The organism is Flavobacterium panici (assembly GCF_903819335.1).
Taxonomy (GTDB): domain Bacteria; phylum Bacteroidota; class Bacteroidia; order Flavobacteriales; family Flavobacteriaceae; genus Flavobacterium; species Flavobacterium panici.
Genome location: NZ_CAIJDE010000033.1, coordinates 42,409 through 65,175, shown reverse-complemented (window position 1 = coordinate 65,175; position 22,767 = coordinate 42,409). Strand labels below are relative to the sequence as shown.

General features: G+C 32.9%; 22 protein-coding genes. 18 read left to right on the top strand and 4 right to left on the bottom strand.

The annotated features are described in order from the left end of the window. Positions 1-120 precede the first annotated feature (120 nt). Positions 121-2,124 (top strand): NAD-dependent DNA ligase LigA, encoded by a 2,004-nt coding sequence (gene ligA / locus FLAPXU55_RS06170; protein WP_180856993.1) that lies wholly within the window; start codon positions 121-123, stop codon positions 2,122-2,124. Then, positions 2,114-2,809 carry a hypothetical protein gene (locus tag FLAPXU55_RS06165; protein ID WP_180856992.1) on the top strand — a complete coding sequence of 232 codons (696 nt, stop codon included), beginning with the start codon at positions 2,114-2,116 and terminating at the stop codon, positions 2,807-2,809. The genes ligA and FLAPXU55_RS06165 overlap by 11 nt, the downstream gene beginning before the upstream one ends. Here FLAPXU55_RS06165 and FLAPXU55_RS06160 read toward each other — a convergent pair. Beyond that, entirely contained in the window at positions 2,795-3,706 is a 912-nt protein-coding gene (locus tag FLAPXU55_RS06160) for a bifunctional metallophosphatase/5'-nucleotidase (RefSeq protein ID WP_180856991.1), read from the bottom strand. The genes FLAPXU55_RS06165 and FLAPXU55_RS06160 overlap by 15 nt on opposite strands. Before the next feature lie 135 nt (positions 3,707-3,841). Continuing rightward, positions 3,842-4,621, bottom strand: a complete 780-nt coding sequence (locus FLAPXU55_RS06155) for a 5'-nucleotidase C-terminal domain-containing protein (RefSeq protein ID WP_180856990.1) — start codon at positions 4,619-4,621, stop codon at positions 3,842-3,844. 46 nt (positions 4,622-4,667) lie between these two features. On the opposite strand from FLAPXU55_RS06155, the gene FLAPXU55_RS06150 reads away from it, so the two are divergent. The 16 genes from FLAPXU55_RS06150 to FLAPXU55_RS06075 all read left to right on the top strand — a co-directional run bounded on the left by FLAPXU55_RS06150 (position 4,668) and on the right by FLAPXU55_RS06075 (position 20,823). Further along, positions 4,668-5,180, top strand: coding sequence for a DUF6913 domain-containing protein (locus tag FLAPXU55_RS06150; protein ID WP_180856989.1), 513 nt, complete (start codon positions 4,668-4,670; stop codon positions 5,178-5,180). Between the two features lie 16 nt (positions 5,181-5,196). Beyond that, complete coding sequence (gene dapA, locus FLAPXU55_RS06145; RefSeq protein WP_180856988.1) at positions 5,197-6,078, top strand: 4-hydroxy-tetrahydrodipicolinate synthase; 882 nt, start codon at positions 5,197-5,199, stop codon at positions 6,076-6,078. A 139-nt stretch (positions 6,079-6,217) separates the two neighbouring features. Further along, positions 6,218-7,012 (top strand): outer membrane protein assembly factor BamD, encoded by a 795-nt coding sequence (locus FLAPXU55_RS06140; protein ID WP_180856987.1) that lies wholly within the window; start codon positions 6,218-6,220, stop codon positions 7,010-7,012. 9 nt (positions 7,013-7,021) lie between these two features. Then, entirely contained in the window at positions 7,022-7,339 is a 318-nt protein-coding gene (locus FLAPXU55_RS06135; RefSeq protein ID WP_007807938.1) for a DNA-directed RNA polymerase subunit omega, read from the top strand. A gap of 9 nt (positions 7,340-7,348) precedes the next feature. Continuing rightward, positions 7,349-8,563 (top strand): bifunctional phosphopantothenoylcysteine decarboxylase/phosphopantothenate--cysteine ligase CoaBC, encoded by a 1,215-nt coding sequence (coaBC, locus tag FLAPXU55_RS06130; protein ID WP_180856986.1) that lies wholly within the window; start codon positions 7,349-7,351, stop codon positions 8,561-8,563. Between the two features lie 69 nt (positions 8,564-8,632). Next, positions 8,633-9,523 carry a type IX secretion system protein PorD gene (porD, locus tag FLAPXU55_RS06125; protein WP_180856985.1) on the top strand — a complete coding sequence of 297 codons (891 nt, stop codon included), beginning with the start codon at positions 8,633-8,635 and terminating at the stop codon, positions 9,521-9,523. A gap of 54 nt (positions 9,524-9,577) precedes the next feature. After that, on the top strand, positions 9,578-11,230 hold the full coding sequence (gene recN / locus FLAPXU55_RS06120; RefSeq protein WP_180856984.1) for a DNA repair protein RecN: 1,653 nt from the start codon (positions 9,578-9,580) through the stop codon (positions 11,228-11,230). 100 nt (positions 11,231-11,330) lie between these two features. Beyond that, positions 11,331-12,521, top strand: a complete 1,191-nt coding sequence (gene fabV, locus FLAPXU55_RS06115; RefSeq protein ID WP_053472142.1) for an enoyl-ACP reductase FabV — start codon at positions 11,331-11,333, stop codon at positions 12,519-12,521. 120 nt (positions 12,522-12,641) lie between these two features. Next, a complete protein-coding gene (locus FLAPXU55_RS06110) occupies positions 12,642-13,640 on the top strand; it encodes a glycosyltransferase (RefSeq protein ID WP_180856983.1) in 999 nt (332 codons plus the stop codon). A 1-nt stretch (position 13,641) separates the two neighbouring features. Continuing rightward, positions 13,642-14,238, top strand: coding sequence for a dephospho-CoA kinase (gene coaE / locus FLAPXU55_RS06105; RefSeq protein WP_180856982.1), 597 nt, complete (start codon positions 13,642-13,644; stop codon positions 14,236-14,238). A 59-nt stretch (positions 14,239-14,297) separates the two neighbouring features. After that, entirely contained in the window at positions 14,298-15,884 is a 1,587-nt protein-coding gene (locus FLAPXU55_RS06100; protein WP_053472145.1) for a sensor histidine kinase, read from the top strand. Between the two features lie 3 nt (positions 15,885-15,887). Further along, a complete protein-coding gene (locus tag FLAPXU55_RS06095) occupies positions 15,888-16,604 on the top strand; it encodes a response regulator transcription factor (protein ID WP_012025443.1) in 717 nt (238 codons plus the stop codon). 1,018 nt (positions 16,605-17,622) lie between these two features. Further along, positions 17,623-19,014 carry an RtcB family protein gene (locus tag FLAPXU55_RS06090; protein ID WP_180856981.1) on the top strand — a complete coding sequence of 464 codons (1,392 nt, stop codon included), beginning with the start codon at positions 17,623-17,625 and terminating at the stop codon, positions 19,012-19,014. A 12-nt stretch (positions 19,015-19,026) separates the two neighbouring features. Next, positions 19,027-19,632 carry a hypothetical protein gene (locus FLAPXU55_RS06085; RefSeq protein ID WP_180856980.1) on the top strand — a complete coding sequence of 202 codons (606 nt, stop codon included), beginning with the start codon at positions 19,027-19,029 and terminating at the stop codon, positions 19,630-19,632. Beyond that, a complete protein-coding gene (gene prfH, locus FLAPXU55_RS06080) occupies positions 19,620-20,309 on the top strand; it encodes a peptide chain release factor H (protein ID WP_180856979.1) in 690 nt (229 codons plus the stop codon). The genes FLAPXU55_RS06085 and prfH overlap by 13 nt, the downstream gene beginning before the upstream one ends. Then, on the top strand, positions 20,296-20,823 hold the full coding sequence (locus FLAPXU55_RS06075) for a hypothetical protein (protein WP_180856978.1): 528 nt from the start codon (positions 20,296-20,298) through the stop codon (positions 20,821-20,823). The genes prfH and FLAPXU55_RS06075 overlap by 14 nt, the downstream gene beginning before the upstream one ends. A gap of 180 nt (positions 20,824-21,003) precedes the next feature. On the opposite strand, the gene FLAPXU55_RS06070 is transcribed toward FLAPXU55_RS06075, so the two are convergent. Beyond that, the gene (locus FLAPXU55_RS06070) at positions 21,004-21,750 is read right to left on the bottom strand and encodes an acyl-[acyl-carrier-protein] thioesterase (RefSeq protein ID WP_180856977.1); all 747 of its coding nucleotides are present in this window, start codon (positions 21,748-21,750) and stop codon (positions 21,004-21,006) included. Between the two features lie 75 nt (positions 21,751-21,825). Then, a complete protein-coding gene (miaA, locus tag FLAPXU55_RS06065; protein ID WP_180856976.1) occupies positions 21,826-22,746 on the bottom strand; it encodes a tRNA (adenosine(37)-N6)-dimethylallyltransferase MiaA in 921 nt (306 codons plus the stop codon). Positions 22,747-22,767 lie beyond the last annotated feature (21 nt).

Below are 22,767 nucleotides of genomic sequence, written 5' to 3'. Positions count from 1 at the left end.
TTTTTGCAGCCTGATTTTTGATTTTATAAAACTTTTGTGTTTAATGTTATTTGAACAAAAATAATCCTAATTTTGATATTCATTTATTTCAAATCAAAATCAGCATTATTTTAGTATTTTATGAGTATTCAGGAAACCATTCAAACCTTAAGAGACGAACTTAATCAACACAATTACAACTACTATGTGTTGGATAACGCCACAATTTCCGATTACGATTTTGATATTAAACTAAAACAGCTTCAGGATTTAGAAAATAAAAATCCGGAATTTTTTGATGAAGATTCGCCAACGCAAAGAGTAGGCGGAGCCGTAACAAAAAACTTCAAAACTATTGCGCACCAATACAGAATGTATTCTCTTGATAATTCCTATTCGAAAGAAGATTTAATCGATTGGGAAAACAGAATTCAGCGCGTACTGGGAAATGTAAACCTGCAATATACCTGCGAATTAAAATACGACGGAGCTTCAATCAGTATCTCTTATGAAAACGGAAAACTAGTTCAGGCGTTAACGCGCGGTGACGGTTTTCAGGGAGATGAGGTGACCAATAACATCAAAACAATCAAGTCAATTCCAATCAAATTAAAAGGAGATTACCCTGAAAAATTTGACATTCGGGGAGAAATTATTCTGCCGCATGCAGGATTCGAAAAAATGAATCAGGAATTGATCGAGATTGGAGAAACTCCTTATTCAAACCCAAGAAATACAGCATCGGGAAGTTTAAAACTACAAGATAGCGCTGAGGTTGCAAAACGTCCGCTCGAATGTTTACTTTATTTTGTAACAGGAAATAACCTTCCGTTTAAAACCCAATACGAAGGATTAGAATCAGCCAGAAAATGGGGATTCAAAGTACCAAACGAAGCCAAGTTAGTCAATAACATGCAGGAAGTTTTCGACTTTATTGACTATTGGGACGTACATCGTCATCAATTACCTTATGAAACAGATGGTGTTGTAATCAAAGTAAACAGCATACACTCTCAGGAAGAATTAGGATATACAGCAAAATCACCACGCTGGGCAATCGCATACAAATTCAAATCAGAGCAGGTTTCAACCAAATTAAAATCAATATCGTATCAGGTTGGGCGTACAGGAGCCATTACTCCGGTGGCCAATTTGGAACCAGTTCAATTGGCGGGAACCATTGTAAAAAGAGCCTCTCTTCACAATGCAGACCAAATTGAAAAACTGGATATTAGAATAAATGATACCGTTTTTGTTGAAAAAGGAGGAGAGATTATCCCTAAAATTATCGCTGTAGATTTAGAGAAACGTCCAGAAAATTCAGAAATAACATACTACATAACGCATTGTCCGGAATGTCAAACCGAATTGGTTAGAAATGCCGGAGAAGCAAATCATTACTGCCCGAATTTTTACGGCTGTCCTCCGCAGATTATCGGAAGAGTACAGCATTACATTTCGAGAAAAGCAATGGATATCGAAGGACTTGGTGGAGAAACAGTAGCGCTGCTTTTCAAAAATAATCTAGTTCACAATTACGCCGATTTATACGAATTAAAAGTCGAAGATATTTTGCATCTGGAAAGAATGGCGCAAAAATCAGCCGAAAATTTGGTAAAAGGAGTAGAAAAATCAAAAGAAATTCCATTTGAAAGCGTACTGTTTGCACTCGGAATTCGTTTTGTTGGAGAAACCGTAGCCAAAAAACTGGCTAAACATTATAAAAATATCGACGCTTTAAGTCAGGCCTCTTTAATGGATTTAATTTTGGTAGATGAAATTGGAGAAAGAATTGCCAAAAGCGTAATAGAATTTTTTGAAAACGAAGAAAATAAAATCATAATTGAACGTCTTAAAAGTTATGGGGTTCAATTTGAAACCGTAGAAAGAATAAACCCAAATGCTACCGAGAAATTTATTGGAAAAACTTTTGTTGTTTCAGGAGTTTTCAGCCAATTTTCGAGAGACGATTTAAAAAAGACAATTGAAGATAACGGTGGAAAAGTAGGAAGTTCAATTTCTGCAAAAACCGACTTTGTCGTGGCGGGAGATAACATGGGACCGGCTAAATTAGAAAAAGCAAATAAATTGAATATTCCTATACTATCTGAAGATGATTTTATAACTAAACTGAATGAAGGCTAATAAACCATCGTTAATTTTATTCTTCCTGGCGCTGCTGTTTACAATTATTTTTGATTGGACAGAACAAGACTTCCTTGCAATTTATGCAAAGGCAATAGTTTTGCCTGCAATTTTTATTTATTTTTTAATAAGCAGTGAATTCAAAATCAAGAAAACCGAAAGCTTTATTTTTGCATTTTGCTTTATCGGCCAGGTTTTCGACCTTATGGATGTTGAGGTTTCAGAAATTGGAGCCGTAATAAGTTTTCTTGTCGTCTACGCCCTAATCATGAAGCTTTTTATAGTAGAACACGAAAAAATCAAACTACAAAAAAAGGATATTTTACCAATATCCTTAGTCATAATTTTTATTGTTTACCTGCTCATTTCAGTACTCAGTATGAAATTTGACAACACAAAAAAGTTCGATTATATCTATATTATTTACGGAATAATCCTCAGTTATATAAGCTATTTCTCATTTGTAAGTTATATTACAAAAGGCACATTTATAACCCTTTTAATGTCATTAATGGCAGTAAGTTATATCTTTTCAGATATATTCTACATTTTCAACGAATACTTTTCACACTCCGTAGTTTTAGTGTTGATTCGTGATATAACACAAATTTTAGCCTACTACTTTATGGTCGAATATTTCCTCGAAAAAATAAAAATGCATAAAAGAGCCTTATACAATAATTGATCTCGCTTGATTGCTGTGCGCTTTATCCTTATCAAAATAAAAATCGATACGGCCTAAATTGATTCCGTAACAGCCAACCTGATTAACCAATACCTCTTTTCCGGTTTTGTTTTTTACAATAGTAGGTTTGTCAAGAAAAGTGTGCGTATGTCCGCCAATAATTAAATCAATATCCTGCGTAAGTTCCGCAAATTTTAAATCAGAAATTTTCGAAGGCTCATCTTTATATTTATATCCAAGATGCGAAAGACAAATTACTAAATCGCATTTTTCTTCTTGTTTTAACAAACGTGTCATATCCTGAGCAATTTCAACAGGATCATTATAAACAGTTTCTTTATAAAGTTGTTTATCAACCAAACCCTGAAGTTCAATTCCCACACCAAAAACACCAACCTTAATTCCGTTTTTATTGAAGATTTTATACGGTTTGACCAAACCATTCATTACGGTATTTTTAAAATCGTAATTAGAATTTATAAATTCAAAAGTTGCGTGAGGCATTTGAGCATACAAACCATCAAGACCATTGTCGAAATCATGATTTCCAATAGTCGATGCATCATATTTCATCATACTCATCAGTTTGAATTCCAATTCACCCCCGTAATAATTAAAATACGGAGTTCCCTGAAAGATATCACCCGCATCTAACAAAAGAACATTTGGATTTTCCCTGCGAATCGTTTCAATAAGCGCCGCACGACGAGACACGCCGCCTTTATTTGGGTTACGCGGATCATCAGCCGGAAACGGATCTATATGACTGTGAACATCGTTGGTATGCAGAATAGTTAAGTGTTTTATATCGTCAGTGCCAAAACTGCTCAATGATAATCCCAAACTTAATAAGGCAGTACTTGCAGCTGTTTTTTCGATAAATTCTCTTCTTTTCATTTTGTATATTTTTTGCGGGGAACTTTATATTTTGATGTTTTCTTTAGCCACGAATTTCACGAATTTCCACGAATTAAATTTTCTTTTTAAGCACTTAAAATTTGTGTAAATTAGTGTAATTAGTGGCAAACTTTTTTATTCTTCTGTAATTCTGATATCCTTAGTAACCGGAATCGTATCAACTTCCTTGAAATAATCAATTAAAACATTTCTAAGTTTATAATTCAAATCATATTTTTGAATATTTTTTGCAAAGAAACTCATGTTGTCACCTCCATTTGCCAAATAATCATTTGTAGCAACATAATACGTTTTATTAACGTCAAGCGGTTTTCCCTTAATCAGGATATTTTTTGCCGTATTGTCTTTTGCAATAGTAAAAGTCATTCCAGACAAAGGATGCGGTTTTTTCTCTCTTATTATATAAGATGTAATTTCTAAAATCTGTTCCTCTTTTAAAGCGAGAACAACCATATTATTTTCAAAAGGCATAATTTCAAAAGCAGATCTCGTTGTAACATTTCCTTTAGGTAAAATTGCCCTGATACCGCCATGATTTAAAAAGCAGATATCGATACTTTTGTTTTCACGAGTTTTAAAAACTTTATTGCCTCTTTCTAAGCAGACATCGGCCAATAAATTTCCAATAGAAGTCTGCCATTTTCCAGTACTTTTATCAAGAGTTTCAGGACAATAGGCTAAAACGCTGTCTAAATCCTTATTAATATGATCGCGATAAGGTTTAATAAATTTCTCAATTTCTGGAGTTTGTGCACTATTTTCTGCAACCGGAATCTGTTTTCCTTCTATCTTCGTTAAATTATAATTCTTGGGACTGCAAGAAAATATTGTAGTTAGTGTTAAGAATATAACAAAAAGTTTTAAAAATCGGTTATACTTTTTTAGTTTTACCATTTTAAATGCGGCTTAAATAATTAATTTTGTAATTCGTAAAAGTACTATGTTTTTAGATTATACAAGAGAATTTTTTGTAAAAAAATCATTAAAAAATAACTTAAAAACTATCAAAAACGAAGTTTTTACAAGCAATATACAAACCATTGGTTTGCTGGTTGATGAGAGTAATTTTCGCCATTCTAAAGAGTTAATAAAAGAACTTGAATCGAACGGAATTGCTCCAAAAAACATAAAAATTGTTGCGTACAGACGTAAATTCGACAAGAAAAAAGAGTATTCAAGACCAACTTTCGGTAAAAAACATATCGATTGGAGAGGGCAGATTACAGAAGTTTTTTTAAATGAATTTATCGATACAGAATTTGATCTTTTGATTAGTTATTATGAAGAGGAAACTCCCATTTTAATGATGATCACAAGTAAGTCAAAAGCAAAATTTAAAGTAGGATTTTCTTCTGTCGATGATAAATTAAATCGCTGGATGATTAGCACTACAATGGCAGAGTATAAACTTTTCATTTCAGAATTGTTTAAGTATTTAAAAAGTATAAAATAAAATTATAAATCAAAATATGCAATCATTAATAGGAACTGGTGTTGCGCTTGTAACCCCATTTAAAAAAGACTTTTCAGTAGATATCGAAGCGTTGCAGCGTATCGTTAACTTTTCGATTGACGGAGGAGTTGAATATCTTGTTGTTATGGGAACAACAGCAGAAAATGCTACCTTAACATCAGAAGAAAAAGAGTTAGTTATCAGCACCGTAATTGATGTTAATAAAGGAAGACTGCCATTAGTTCTTGGAGTTGGAGGAAATAACACGATGCAGATTGTTGAAGAATTAAAAACAAGAGATTTTTCTGCTTTTGAAGCCATACTTTCAGTTTCACCATATTATAATAAACCAACACAGGAAGGAATTTACCAGCACTTTAAAGCAATTGCAGAAGCATCTCCAATTCCTGTAATATTATACAACGTTCCGGGAAGAACATCAAGCAATATGCTTCCGTCAACAGTTGTTCGTTTAGCTAATGATTTTAAAAATATCGTAGCAATAAAAGAAGCAGCAGGAGACATGGCTCAGGCATTAAAACTTATAAAAGATGCACCAAAAGATTTTCTGGTAATTTCGGGAGATGATATGATTGCTTTACCTATCGTTTTAGCAGGTGGAGCAGGTGTAATTTCAGTAATTGGGCAAGGTTTTCCAAAAGAATTTTCAGAAATGATTCGCTTAGGATTGAATAAAAAAGCCGTTGAAGCGTTTAAAACACAATACTTTTTAGCAGATTGTATTGATATGATTTTCGAACAAGGAAACCCTGCCGGAATAAAACAAATCTTTCAAGCCCTTGGTATTGCTGAAAATGTAGTGCGATTACCTTTGGTTTCTGTAGATGACGCTTTAGCAGTAAGATTAAATGAGTTTGTAAAAAATAGCATTAAATAATTGTTAAAGTGTTAGTATTATAAGATACTAAAAAATTATTTTGCAGTCGCTAAATTAATGACTAAATTTGCACCCGAAAGCTTCGGTGTGATTTTTACTTTGGCATAATGTCTAAGAAAATCATAATAAAAGTAAATAAATGAAAAAAATAGTATCTCTATTAATTGTTGTAGCCCTTTTTTGTTCTTGTAGTGATTACCAAAAGGCATTAAAAAATGAAGATGTTGCAGCAAAGTTCGAAGTGGCGACAAAAATGTACGAAGCTGGCAAGTATAATAAAGCCATTCGTCTTTTTGAACAATTAGCGCCAACATATAGAGGTAAACCTCAGGCTGAAAAACTTTTTTATATGTTTTCACAGTCTTATTACAAAACAAAACAATACTATCTGGCAGGATACCAGTTTGAAAGTTTTGTTTCAGGATATCCGCGAAGCGAAAAAGTACAGGAATGTGCTTATTTAGGAGCGTACAGTTATTCAAAATTATCTCCGGTTTACAGTTTAGATCAGGCTGACACGGTAAAAGCTTTAGAAAAATTACAAGCATTTATTGATAATTATCCAAATTCAGAATATATAGCTGAGGCAAATAAAACAGTGCAGGTTTTGAATGGAAAATTAGAGAAAAAAGCATACGAAAATGCTAAAGGATACAACACAATTTCAGATTATAAATCAGCTCTTGTAGCTTTTGATAATTTTATAGCTGATTTTCCTGGAACTCCTTTCAAAGAAGACGCTTTGTTTTACAAATATGATTCAGCATATAAGTTAGCAATAAACAGTGTTCCTTCAAAAATGGAAGAGCGTTTAAATATTGCAAAAACAGCTTATGCAAACTTAATTAAGTTTAAAAGCGATACAAAATATAAAAAAGAGGCAGACGAAATGAATGCCAGAGTTGAAACGGATTTACAAAAATATACTAAATAAAAATAAGTCATGGATTTAAAAAAGACGAATGCTCCTGTTAACACAATAACTTACAATAAAACAGTTATTGAAGAGCCAACAGGAAATGTGTATGAAGCAATTACCATTATGGCTAAAAGAGCAAACCAGATTAATTCTGAAATTAAAAAAGAATTAACTGAGAAATTAGAAGAGTTTGCTACTTACAATGACAGTCTTGAAGAAGTTTTTGAAAATAAAGAACAAATCGAAGTTTCTAAATTTTACGAAAAATTACCAAAACCACACGCTTTAGCTGTTCAGGAATGGTTAGACGGAAAAACTTACCACAGAGGTTCAAACAAATAATATAGTATAATGTCAGTTTTAAACGGAAAAAAGATTTTACTGGGAGTTTCCGGTGGAATTGCAGCGTATAAAACAGCCTCATTAGTACGACTTTTTATAAAAGCAGGTGCACATGTCCAAGTGATAATGACACCTGCTTCTAAGGATTTTGTAACCCCACTTACATTATCTACCTTATCAAAAAATCCTGTACATTCCAGTTTCTTTAACGACGACAATGAAGATGCGGTATGGAATAATCACGTTGAATTAGGTCTTTGGGCCGATTTGATGCTGATCGCTCCTGCAACAGCAAATACAATGTCTAAAATGGCAACAGGAAATTGCGATAATCTTTTAATTGCTACATACTTATCGGCTAAATGTCCTGTTTATTTTGCTCCGGCAATGGACTTGGATATGTACAAACATCCCTCTACAATTTCTAGTTTTAATGCCTTAAAACAATTTGGAAACATTATTATTCCAGCTGAAAAAGGCGAATTAGCAAGCGGTTTATCCGGAGAAGGCCGAATGGCTGAACCAGAAAATATCGTAGCTTTTCTTGAAGCAGATTTAGAAAGCAAATTACCCCTTAAAGGAAAAAAAATACTAATAACTGCAGGTCCAACATACGAAGCAATAGATCCTGTACGTTTTATAGGAAATCATTCTTCTGGAAAAATGGGATTTGATATTGCAAATGCGGCAGCAAATCTTGGTGCTCAGGTTGTTTTAGTTTCGGGACCAACACATTATAAAGCTAAAAATCCTTCGATTGAAGTTATAAATATAATGTCGGCGCAGGAAATGTATGATGCCTGTCACAAACATTTTGATGATTCTGATGCAGCAATCGCAGCAGCAGCGGTAGCAGATTACAAACCAAAAGAGGTTGCATTGCAAAAGATTAAGAAAAATGCAAGTGAGTTTTCGATTGAATTAGAGAAAACAAAAGACATTTTATCCTCTTTAGGAGCTATTAAAAAGAATCAGTTTTTAATAGGCTTTGCCCTTGAAACAGAAAATGAAATTGAAAATGCTAAGCTGAAAATCCAGAAAAAAAACTTAGATTTGATAGTTCTAAATTCTTTGCAGGATGAAGGTGCCGGTTTTAAAAAAGAAACCAATAAAGTAACATTTATTGATAAAAACTTTAATATCGAACCTATGGAATTGAAATCGAAAGAATTTGTAGCAGTCGATATTTTAAACAAAGTGATTTCGCATTTTTTAAAATCATAAAGATTTAAAATATTTTATAAAAAGTAAGAATAGTTGTTCTATTTTTGCTGATAATAAAATTTTATTTGTATGAACAAAATAGTTACACTTTTCGTATTTTTTATTTTTGGCTTTACTCAGGCGCAGCAGCTAAATTGTACAGTAACTATCAATACTGAAAGGCTTCCTACACCAAATCAGCAGGTTTTTAAAACGCTGCAGACTTCTTTATCTGAGTTTGTAAACAAAACAGACTGGACAGGAACTGGATCTGCTTTAAAACAGCATGAAAGAATTAATTGTTCCATGTATATTACATTGTCATCGTATAGTTCTGACCAGTTTACAGGAACTATTCAGGTTCAGTCTTCAAGATTAATTTACAATTCGACTTATTCTTCGCCTGTTCTGAATTTTAACGACAAAGACTTTAATTTTAGATACACAGAGTACGAGCCATTATTGTTTAATCCAACTGTTTTTGAATCAAATTTAGTATCTGTAGTATCTTTTTACAGTTACATAATTTTAGGTATGGATGCTGATACATTTCAAAGCGGCGCCGGAAATCAGTATTTTGAAACAGCTCAAAACATTGCAAGCGTTGCGCAGCAAGGCGGATTTAGAGGATGGAGCCAGACAGACGGGCTTCAAAACCGTTATTATTTAATAACAGATATGCTTTCTCCTATGTATGCTGACTTACGTCAGACAACTTTTTTATATCACACAGGTTTAGATACCATGAGTAATGATTTAAAAGGAGCAAAAGAAAAAGTGAAGTCTTCTTTATTGCTTATAGGAAAAGTAAACTCAGTTAGGCCAAATGCATTTTTGACGCGTGTATTTTTTGATGCAAAATCAGATGAGATAGTTTCTATTTTTTCCGGAGGCCCAAGTATTCCGGTTACAGACTTAACAGATATTTTGAATAGGGTTTCACCTTTAAATAATTCAAAATGGTCGCAAATTAAGTTTTAAAAACTTAATTTTTTTTCCTTTCTTCGTAGCACTTTATTTTTATAATTCCCCTTTATGATAACTTCACTATCGATTAAAAATTATGCTCTGATTGAAAAGCTTTCTATTGATTTTTCAAAAGGTTTTTCTATAATTACTGGTGAAACAGGAGCAGGAAAATCGATTATATTAGGAGCGATTGGACTCGTTTTAGGAAAAAGAGCAGATTTAACTTCATTAAAAAACAAAGAAGAAAAATGTGTTATTGAAGCACATTTTGAAATTTCTAAATACAACTTAAAAGATTTTTTTGCAGAAAATGATCTCGATTATGAGGATGAAACCATAATTAGACGTGAAATTTTACCTTCGGGAAAATCAAGAGCTTTTATAAACGACAGTCCCGTAAATCTTCAGGAATTACAGGATTTGAGTCTTTTTTTAATAGACATACATTCGCAGCAGCAAACTCAGGAATTGTCTGATGAAACAGTTCAATTCAAAATAATTGATGCTATTGCAAATAATTTTGATACAATTTTAACGTATCAAAATCTGCTAAAACTTTATAAATCAGAGAAATCAAAATTAAATGCTTTGTTGAAAAAGCAAAGCGATTCAGGAAAAGAGCAGGAGTACAATACTTTTTTATTAAATGAATTGGTTTCGGCTAAATTAAAATCTGGAGAACAGGCAGAATTAGAAGCTGATTTTGAAAAACTGAATAACGTCGAAATTATAAAAGAATCAATTGATAAATCGCTTGTAATTGCAAACGAAGAGCAGTTTGGAGTATTTCATAATCTTAATGAAATTAAAAACGCACTGCAAAAGATTGCGCCTTTTTCAGCAGAATATCAAAACTTTTTTGAACGAATCACCAGTATTTCAATTGAATTTGATGATGTTTCAAAAGAATTACAAAACGCTTCTGAAAAATTATTGAACGATCCTGAGCAATTAGAATTAGTAAGTCAAAAACTGCAGTTAATTTTTAATTTGCAAAAGAAGCATCACGTTAATTCTGTTGACGAATTACTTCAAATTCAGGCAGATTTAGGAAATACACTTTTAGAATTAGATAATATCGAAGAAGAAATCGAAACCTTATCTAAATCAATTGAACAAAAAGCAACTGAATTAGATGCTTTTGCGACAACAATTCATCAAAACAGAATAAATGCAATTCCGGTTTTATCAAATCAGTTAATATCGATTTTAGAAACATTAGGAATGCCAAATGTTCGTTTTAATATGGAACTTTTACCATCAGAAACCTATTTTCAAAATGGAAAAGACGAATTACAGTTCTTATTTTCTGCCAATAAAGGGACTGATTTTGGCTTATTGAAAAAAGTAGCTTCAGGCGGGGAAATGTCACGTATTATGCTGGCAGTAAAAGCAATTTTAGCGCAGTATTCAAAATTACCAACCTTAATTTTTGATGAAATTGACACCGGAGTTTCGGGAGAAATTGCCATTAGAATGGGTGAGATTATGAAAGAAATGAGTGCCAAAATGCAGATTTTTGCGATCACACATTTACCGCAGATTGCAGCAAAAGGAGATTCGCACTTCAAAGTTTCTAAAGCAACAGTAGGCGATCATACACAGTCAGAATTAAAGTTACTGTCTCAGGACGAAAGAGTTATAGAAATTGCTCAAATGTTATCAGGAGCAGTCGTTTCAGATTCGGCTTTAAATCACGCTAAAGCCTTGTTGAACTAAAGAAATACTTTATATTTGTCATCGAAAAATAATTAAACAAAACAGGCATAAGTTGTCATTTATCTTGATAATGATTAATTTATGAGTAAATAAAAAGAGTATGATTATAGAACCTAGAATGAGAGGATTTATTTGTTTGACTGCCCACCCAAAGGGAGCTGAGCAAAACGTTAAAAATCAAATTGAATATATCAAATCAAAAGGTGCAATTGCCGGAGCAAAAAAAGTATTAGTTATTGGTGCTTCAACAGGTTTCGGATTAGCTTCAAGAATCACAAGTGCTTTTGGATCTGATGCTGCTACAATTGGAGTATTTTTCGAAAAACCACCGGTTGAAGGAAAAACGGCTTCACCAGGATGGTATAACTCTGCGGCTTTTGAAGCAGAAGCTCATAAAGCAGGTCTATATGCAAAAAGTATCAACGGAGATGCTTTTTCAAACGAAATAAAAAGAGAAACTTTAGATTTAATAAAAGCTGATTTAGGACAAGTAGATCTTGTAATTTACAGTTTAGCTTCTCCAGTGCGTACAAATCCTAATACAGGAGTTACACACCGTTCAGTTTTAAAACCAATTGGACAGACATTTACAAACAAAACAGTTGATTTTCATACAGGAAACGTAACTGAGGTTTCAATCGCTCCTGCAAACGAGGAAGATATTGAAAACACAGTTGCTGTAATGGGAGGTGAAGACTGGGCAATGTGGATCGATGCTTTAAAAAATGAAAATTTATTGGCAGAAGGTGCTGCAACAGTAGCTTATTCTTATATTGGGCCAGCATTAACAGAAGCAGTTTACCGTAAAGGAACAATTGGTCGTGCAAAAGATCATTTAGAAGCTACTGCTTTCACTATTACAGATAACTTAAAATCTATTGGCGGAAAAGCTTATGTTTCTGTTAACAAAGCATTAGTAACACAAGCAAGTTCTGCAATTCCGGTTATTCCGCTATATATTTCTCTTTTGTATAAAATAATGAAAGAAGAAGGTATTCACGAAGGATGTATCGAGCAGATTCAGCGTTTATTCCAGGATAGATTATACAACGGCTCTGAAGTTCCTGTTGATGAAAAAGGAAGAATTAGAATTGATGACTGGGAAATGCGCGACGATGTTCAGGCAAAAGTGGCTGAACTTTGGAAAGAAGCTACAACAGAAACTTTACCGGCTATTGGAGACTTAGCAGGTTACAGAAATGATTTCTTAAATTTATTTGGATTTGAATTTGACGGAGTTGACTACAAAGCAGAAGCTAATGAAGTAGTTAATATTGACAGTATCAAATAAAAACATAAATCTTACGGTAAAAACCATCAACCAAAAGTTGGTGGTTTTTTTATGAATATAACCTATCTTTGCTGAAATTTTAAATTTTTAAAATATTCCACTTAAAACCGCATTCCCGCTATGATTTTTTCTTTAATTATACCCGTGTATAATCGTCCGGACGAAGTTGATGAACTTTTAGAAAGTCTTACAAAATCTGATTACAATGAACCTTTTGAAATTGTTCTAATTGAAGACGGATCATCGATTCCTTGTAAAGATGTTGTAATGAACTATGATGGGAAATTGAATATCTCATATTATTTTAAACCAAATTCTGGTCCCGGCGACTCCAGAAATTTTGGAATGCAAAAGGCGAGAGGGGATTATTTTATCATTTTTGATTCAGATTGTATCATTCCGCCTAATTATTTAACGGAAGTTCGTAAAGCTTTAGATGAAAAATATGTGGACTGTTTTGGCGGGCCGGATAAAGCCTTGAAAAGCTTTTCGAACATTCAAAAAGCAATCAATTTTGCCATGACCTCTTTTCTTACTACAGGGGGGATTCGCGGCGGTTCTGAAAAAATTAATAAGTTTCAGCCAAGAAGCTTTAATATGGGAATTTCCAAGAAAGCTTTTGAAGCTTCAAAAGGCTTTGGAAACATTCATCCCGGCGAAGATCCCGACTTATCGATCCGTTTATGGAACTTAGGATTTGAAACCAGACTGTTTTCTGAGGCTTTTGTGTACCACAAACGTAGGATTGACTGGGAAAAATTCTCCATTCAGGTAAAAAAATTCGGTATCGCAAGACCAATATTAAACAGTTGGTATCCAGAACATAATAAGCTTACTTTCTTCTTTCCAACCGTATTTATCGTAGGTTTATTGATAGCTTTTTTACTATTAATTTTCAATATTGATATTTTATTACAATTATATTTTGTATATTTCGTTATTATTTTTCTTACAGCAAGTATTCAAAATAAAAGTATCAAAATTGGGTATTTATCGGTTATTGCTGTTTGGAAACAATTTTACGGTTACGGAACTGGATTTTTGGAATCTTTTGTAAAAGTTATTTTATTAAAGAAGAAACCACAAGAAGCTTTTCCTCGTATGTTTTTTAAGATATAATATGACAAAAATTATCGGCTTGACCGGCGGAATAGGAAGCGGTAAAACAACAATCACTGCTTTTTTTAAGGAAATGGGAATTCCTGTTTACATCGCAGATGATGAAGCTAAAAAGATAATGCAGTCAGCAGAAATTATTGCTGCAATAAAAAATGCTTTTGGAGAATTGCTCTTTGAAAATAATGTTTTAAACCGGGCAAAATTAGCTGATATTGTTTTTAATGATGCAGATAAATTAACAGTTTTAAATTCGATTGTACATCCTGCAGTAAAAAAGGATTTTCAACATTGGCTGTCTCAAAATAAAAATGAAGCATTTGTAGTTTACGAAGCTGCCATTTTATTTGAAAGCGGAAAATACAAAGAATTTGATTATATAGTTACCGTTACTGCGCCAGAAGAAGTAAGAATTGAAAGAGTGATGAAGCGTGATAATACCACACGCGAACACGTTTTAAGCAGAATGAAAATGCAGTGGGATGATAAAAAACGAATTTCTTTAAGCAATTTTGTAATTAATAACAGTAATCTTAAAATTGCTAAAGAAGAAGTAGTTGAAATTCTTAAAATTTTGAAAATAAAACAAAAACAGTCTTAAATGTTAATATTTGGTTAATGTATTATTTAGTATATTGTTAAAATATTAATTTTGTTTCGATGAATAAATTATTTTTTAGAATACTTGTTTTACTGATGAGTTTGTCCTTGATAGGGATAATTCTAGTGCAGGTATTTTGGTTTAACTCTTCATTTAAAAATAACGAAGAGCAGTTTAAATACCACGTTACCCAAGTTATCGGAAATGTAGCAGACAAGCTTGAACAGCAAGAAGAATACAGTTTTTACGATAAATACAACCGCATAAAAGACAGCACAGGTAAAATTCCCAAAAAAGAGGACTTACTTCAAGTGTTTTATGTGCAGAGAAATGCAAAAACAAATAAAACAATTGTTTATTCTAATACACTGACTTCTGAAGATTACGATATAAGCGGATCGTTTTTTAATAAAAAATTCAGCAGTGAGCGATTTAAGAATTTCAGCTCTAAAAGAGTAACCGAAGTTTATAATAACAATAACGGAATTGATAATAACAATTTAGGTCAAAGTATAATACCAGACCTTACAATTGAAAAATCAGGAAGTTTAGATATTTTAAATAAAGTTCAGCAGCAAATTCAGTATAAAGATATTGCGTCCTTAACTCCAATTGAAGGTAGAATTACTAAAGATAAACTTTCTAAGCTTTTAAAGAAAGAATTACAAGAATACGGAGTTAAAACCAAATTTGAATTTGGAATTTATAGCAGTGGTGTTCCAACCAAAATTAAATCGGATGGATTTCACTACGATAAAGAGGCAACTTATAATATTCCGATATATACTGATAATGAAGGAAATAGCAGATATGAATTGTCAGTGACATTTCCTCATAAAAAGAAATTTTTACTATCAGAATTATTAAGTATTACTATTTTATCTATAGTTTTTACATTAATTATAATAGTTGCATACACGAGTGCCTTGAATCAATTATTGCGTCAGAAACATATTTCTGAAATCAAAACAGATTTTATAAATAATATGACGCACGAGTTTAAAACTCCAATTGCGACAATAAATTTAGCTCTTGATGCAATTAGAAATCCTAAAATTATTGAAGATAAAGACAAAGTCTACAGATATCTTCAAATGATTAGGGATGAAAATAAAAGAATGCACGCCCAAGTTGAAAACGTTTTACGTATTTCTAAACTAGAAAAACGTGAACTTGATATCACTAAAGAACCAACTGTTGTAACTGATGTAATTGACGATGCAATTGAGCATGTAAATTTGATTTTAGAAGATAGAAAAGGTACAGTAGTAAAACATTATAACGCAGCAAGAACGACTTGTTTGATCAATGAAGTTCATTTTACAAACGTTCTGGTTAATATTTTAGAGAATGCCATAAAATATTCACCTGATACTCCTGAAATTGAAATTTTTACAGAAAATGTAAAAGACATGATTTTGATAAAAGTAAGAGATCATGGTTTGGGAATGAGTAAGATAGCTCAAAAACGAGTGTTTGAGAAGTTCTATAGAGAACATACTGGAGACCTTCATAATGTAAAAGGGCACGGCTTAGGTCTTGCGTACGTAAAAAGAATTGTAGAGGACCATAATGGTCAAGTATATGTTGAAAGCGAAAAAGGAAAAGGTAGCACCTTTATTATAAAAATACCATTAATAAATTAAAATATGGAAAATACTAACAAAAGAATACTTTTAGTAGAAGATGACCTAAATTTTGGGGCGGTTCTTAAAGATTATCTAATGTTAAATGACTTTGAAGTTACTTTAGCTAAAAACGGTATGGAAGGTTTCGAGAAATTCAAGAAAGACGTTTACGATTTATGTATTCTTGATGTAATGATGCCTTATAAAGATGGGTATACTTTAGCAAAAGAAATTAGAGAAAAGAACAGCGAAGTGCCAATTATCTTCTTGACAGCAAAATCTATGAAAGAAGATGTGTTAAAAGGATACAAAGCTGGTGCTGACGATTATTTAAATAAACCTTTTGATTCAGAAGTTTTATTGATGAAAATCAAAGCGATTATTCAGAGAAAATCAGCTGATACAAAAGCAGAACAAGTACAATTTGAATTTAATATTGGTAAATTCCACTTAAACTCAAAACTTAGATTCTTGACTTTCCAGGATGAAGAGCCAATCAAATTGTCTCCAAAAGAGAATGAATTGCTTAAAATGTTAATTCTTCATGAAAATGACTTAATGCCAAGAGAATTAGCTTTGACTAAAATCTGGAGAGATGACAACTACTTTACTTCAAGAAGTATGGATGTTTACATCGCTAAACTTAGAAAATACCTTAAATCTGATGAAGATGTTGAGATTCTTAACATTCACGGAGAAGGTTTCAGATTAGTTGTAAAAAGCAAAGTTTCTGAATAACGAATTCACCTAAAAACGATATAAAAGCTCTGAGAAATCAGGGCTTTTTTTATGTTTAGAAAGGAAATTAAATGTCGCCAATCTTTTGTTAGATGCACTCCAGTGCATCTCTACATTAAAATTCTGATTGATTTATAGATAACGTATATCGTAGAGACGCACAGCAGTGCGTCTACGCAAAGAGAATCGCCAATCTTTGTCGAATTATGATTGTATGACCTCCTTCGTCTGTCCCCTTTTTTGTGTTTAAAAAGAATATCACATGTAATGTCGCCAATCTTTGGTTAGATGCACTGCAGTGCATCTCTGCATTTAAATTGTGATTGATTTTTATATTAAAATTGTCATTGATTTATATATAACGTAAATCGTAGAGACGTACTGCAGTATGCATCCCTATATTAAAATTGTCATTGATTTATGGATAACATATATCGTAGAGACGCACAGCAGTGCGTCTACGCAAAGAGATTCACCAATCTTTGTCGATATACGTTTACGATTTCTCCTTTCAGTCGAAATGACATAAAAGGCATAAAATACTAGAATTTTTGATTTTATTTCTACAGGATATATTGTTCTCATTTTCAAAACAATAACTTCTTGTTTGTTGAAGAATTTAATGCCGGAAATATTTTTCACACGACTTTTCTGAAAAATAAATTTGGAAAATCAAAAAACAATTCTGAATATTTGCAGACGAAAAAAATAATAACCCTTTAAAAACGAAGAAAAATGTTTGTACTTACATTGACATCACAAAGCTTCACACCAAACGGATTTGGTGCAGCACTTCTTCGTGGCTTATTTCAATCTTAGAAATACATTTTTAGATATATAAAAAAGCCCGAAGACATTTAGTTTCGGGCTTTTTTTATTCTAGACACTTCAAAATTTTCCCGAAGAATATTTTACAAACTATCCGAAAGGATAAAAACCCGCATGCTTATTTCATTTTGGAATCCTTGATAGGTTTCAATTTGACTTGATTATGCATCAACATAATTATAAAAAATTTATGGGAAATAAATTAACTGGAAAAGACCTGATTAAATTGGGATTTCCAAAGAATAATTCAATAAACATCGCCTTAGGGCAGATAAACAGATATAGAAAAAGAGAAAAAAAGGAATCTATTCTAACAGAGGCAAAAGACGTTCTGCTGAATCCTGAAAAATTTGAAGGCCACGGAACCTGGGGAAAAGTTGCCGAAGGTTTGATTAAACCGGTTCAGGTAAGAATGCATCAGCTTAAAGCAACAAGAGCTCCTTTTACGATTTTTGGTGAAAATGAAATTGACCAGCAGGCAAAATTTCAATTGTATGATTCGTTAAAACTGCCAATTTCAGTAGCCGGAGCTTTAATGCCGGATGCACATTCAGGATATGGATTGCCAATTGGCGGAGTTTTAGCAACAGATAATGCTGTGATTCCATACGGAGTTGGAGTTGATATTGGATGCCGAATGAGCCTTTCAATTTTTGATTTGCCAGCGTCGCATTTCAAAGGAAAAGAACATCAGTTAGAAGCAATTTTAAAAGACAATACAAAATTCGGAATGAATGAAACACACGCTTCAAGAGTAGATCATGAAGTTTTTCATAAAAGTGAATTTCAGGATATTCCGTTACTAAAGAATCTTTTGCCAAAAGCCTATAAACAATTAGGAAGTTCAGGCGGAGGAAACCATTTTGTAGAATTTGGAATTGCTAAAATTGATAATCCAGAGAATGAATGGAAGCTTGAAAAAGGTGAATATTTCGCAGTTCTTTCACATAGCGGTTCACGTGGTTTAGGTGCAAATATTGCGAAGCATTATACCTACTTGGCAACAAAACAATGTCCGTTACCAAAAAATGTACAGCATTTAGCCTGGCTGGATTTGAATACACATGATGGTCAGGAATATTGGCTGGCAATGAATTTAGCCGGAGAATATGCAAAAGCCTGTCACGATGATATTCACAGACGAATTGCCAAAGCAATTGGGAAAAGAGTAGTGGTTACAGTTGAAAACCATCACAATTTTGCATGGAAAGAAATGGTAAACGGTCAGGAATGTATTGTGCACCGAAAAGGAGCAACTCCGGCAGGAGAAGGTCAATTGGGAATTATTCCCGGTTCAATGACTGCTCCGGGTTACATTGTAAAAGGGAAAGGAAACGCAGAGAGTTTAAATTCTGCTTCGCATGGTGCCGGACGTCTGTTTTCGAGAGCAAAATGCAAAAGTACTTTTACGCAAAGCGAAATCAAAAAGGTTTTGAAAGCCAATGATGTAACCTTGATTGGTGGAAATATTGATGAAGCTCCAATGGCATACAAAGACATTACAAAAGTAATGGCAAACCAAATCGATTTGGTCGAAGTCTTAGGAACTTTTACGCCGAAGATTGTTAGAATGGATCGTTAAAAAAGTAAAATTATGGAAAGATTTCAAGATGAAAATAAATGGTTGGGTAATTTTTATAACGAGATAATAGTTAAATGTCCAAAATGTGAATCTAAAGCAGTCTTGAAACAAGTAGCTAGAGATTGTAAATGTGGAAATTTTACCAAAATGTCTTTTGAGTGTAAAACTTGTTTTTATAAGATTGATGAACCCATTTATCAGTACAAAGCATATGGGAGACACTATTGCAGTTATTGTTTTGAAAAATTCGATTATGAATCTCAGATTTTTAAAGAAAGACCAGAAATGTATCAGGTTAAATGCCCGCATTGTAGTTTTCAGGAAGAAATAAAGCCGACCATTTATGAAGTTAGGGAAAAACCTAAAAATGATGGTTTAATAAGAGATGACTGGCATGATTTGCCTCTTTGGTTTCAAAAGGAAATAAAAGGAAAGGTTTTTTGGGTTTACAATCAGGAACATATGACGTATTTAGAAAGATACATTAAAGCTGGTTTAAGAGAAAGAAATAATAATGGTAGTGGTAATGGAACAATGGTTTCAAGACTTCCAAAATTTATAAAAGCAGCAAAAAACAGAGATAAGCTGCTTAAAATTTTAAAGAAATGGAAAGAATAATTCAAATAACAGCGGGTCGCGGACCTGCAGAATGCACTTGGGTTGTTGCCCAAGTGCTTAAAAAAGTGTTGGAAGAAGCGCAAGATCAACAATTAGATGTTGTGTTGCTGCAACGGGAAGTTGGAGAAGAAAACGGAACGGTTGAAACAGCTTCAATTTCGATAAAAGGAAAAAATGCTGACCAATTTGTAAAATCCTGGATTGGAACTATTCAGTGGATTGGTCAGAGTCAGTTTAGGAAAATGCACAAACGCAAGAACTGGTTTATTGGCATTTTTGAAATCGAACCGCAGAAAAATGATTCAGTTTCAGAAAATGATATTCAATATCAGGCAATGAGAAGTTCTGGAGCTGGTGGTCAGCATGTAAACAAAGTAAGTTCGGCAATTCGGGCAACGCATATTCCAACCGGAATCGCAGTAGTTTCTATGGACAGTCGTTCGCAGCACCAAAACAAAAAACTGGCAACAGAAAGATTATTAAAAAAACTAGAAGACGAGAAACTGGTTCAGCTTAAAAATCACGTGGGGAAACAATGGGAAAACCAGCTGAATATCGAGCGTGGAAATCCTGTTAGAGTTTTTACCGGAAGTGATTTTAAAAAGAATAAAGTAGAGAAAAATTACAAGGGAACTCGTCAGAAATTAAAAAACGATTTAAGAAATGAAAACAATTGATAAATACCTTTTTCAGGCTTTGGATAATTATCCGTATTCGCTTGAAGAAACGATTGAATCTTTAGATTATGCTTTTTCTTATGATGCAAAAAATACAATGGTTTTGTGTTTATACGGAAGAATTCAGGCAGAACAATTAATGAATTATGAAGAGGCTAAACCCTATTTTCAGGAAGCTTTAGCAATTAATATTCATGCGCTTGAAGTTTACCCATATTATTTGCAGACTTTAATTTTAAACGAAGATTATGAAGAAGCACAAAAATTAATTGATTTTGCTTTAACGATAAAAGGAATCAATAAATCTGATATTTACGTTAAAAAAGCGATTCTTTTTGAAGCACAGCATGAGTTTAAGAAAGCTTTAAAAGAAATTAAAAATGCTAAACTTCATTCTTTACAATTTGCATACGAATGCAATATTAGCGATGTAGAGAAAAGAATTGAAGGCAAAATTGATTTGCTAAAGAAGAAAAAGAAGTCTAAAAAAGATTCTAAAAAGAAATCAAAGTGATTTTGATAAACAAAAAAACGATGCAATTTTGCATCGTTTTTTATTTAGTATAAGTTCCTGCAAGGTTTTCAAAACCTTGTAGGTTTGTTATTTAGATATTGATATCGAAATTTGAGTGAACGCTTGAAAATGCAAATACCTACAAGGTTTTGAAAACCTTGCAGGAATGAAATAGCAATTTTATTTCCAATGCAGCTCCAAAGCAAAGCAGGTTTTTTCATCTTTTGTAATACTGAAAGTTGCTGTAGTATGATCGTCATCTTCGCTTTCGTGAATTACAACACTATCTTTTAGCGAAAGCTCTTTCATGAAATTCATTTCGAAGCTTTTAACTTCTTGCTTCATGATTCTTTTTGGATCAACGTGGTCAAGGCACCATTCTAAATATTTTACGTTATTTACGTGATTTACAATGTCTAAATCAGATAAATAAACTGTTTTTTCAAAAACTGCTTCTTTTTCGTGATTGATGTTTATTTTAGAAAAACCTTCTTCTGTAGCTCTTTTTTCTGGGAATAATTCAAAATGTTCGTAAGGTAAAGCTAAAGCTTCAGGACGACGCGCTTGTGTATTGAAAACTGCCCAATACGTTTCGCAGCCTACGATTTTTTTCCCGTTTACGTACATTTCTAATGCACGAACAGAACGTGAATTTTCCAGACTGTTAATCCATGTTTTTACGGTTACAACATCCTGCCATTTTGGTAAGGCATGAACTTCAACGCGCATTCGGCTTAAAACCCAGGCTTGGTGAAATTCCTGCATATCATAAAAACTAATTCCCCCAATTTCTGAATGCGCTGCGGCGGTTAATTGTAAAATATTACACAAATCGGTATATTTTAAGAAACCTGTTGGTGTGCATTGTGTGAAATTGATTTCCCAGTCTTTACTTAAAACTGATGTGAAATTTGGAGATATTGGCATTTTTTTATTTTAGATAGTTGATTTTAGATTTTTTTAGAGGATAGAATATAGAGTATAGAAAAAAGATTTTTGATTTTACTTTAGAAGATTTTCTATGTAATCTATGATATTTTTTCTATCTGCTGCATAATCAAACCATTTTGTGTTTTCATTTCGTTTGAACCACGTTAATTGTCTTTTGGAGAATCTTCGGGTATTTTTCTTAATTTCTTCAATGGCAAATGGTAAAGTGAATTCTTCATCAAAATAACTAAATAATTCTCTATAACCCACGGTTTGAAGCGCATTTAACGCTTTATTAGGATACAATGTTTTGGCTTCTTCGAGTAAACCTTCGTTCATCATAATGTCAACACGCTGGTTGATTCGGTTGTAAATGATTTCTCTGTCAGCGTCTAAACCTATTAAAATAGGAGTGAAGTTTCTATTGTTTTTCTTTTGATTTAGAAATGATGAATACGGTTTTTGTGCTCCAATGCAAACTTCTACAAAACGCATCATTCGCTGTGGATTTTGCAGCGTTTGTGGGTTTTCTAAAGTTATTTTTTGATAATATTCTGGATCTAAAATTTTTAATTGTTCCTGAAGATATTCAATTCCGAGTTTTTCGTAATTTGAGTTTACTTCAGAGCGAACTTGCGGATCAATTTCCGGAAATTCATCGAAACCTTTTAAAATCGCATCAACGTATAAACCTGAACCGCCAATGAGAATTACAAAGTCATTGGTTTGAAATAGTTCTTCGATTTTGGCTAAAGCTTCTTTTTCGTAATCGCCAACGGTGTAATTTTCGAAAATGGATTTATTTTGAATGAAATGATGTTGGGCTGAATTAAGTTCGTTTTGATTGGGAACTGCGGTTCCAATGGTCATTTCTTTAAAAAACTGACGGCTGTCGCAAGAAACGATTTCGCATTTAAAATGTTGTGCCAAAGCAATACTTAAGGCTGTTTTGCCTATAGCTGTTGGTCCGACAATGGTTATTAGGTATTTCATATTTTTTAGCCCAGATGGAAA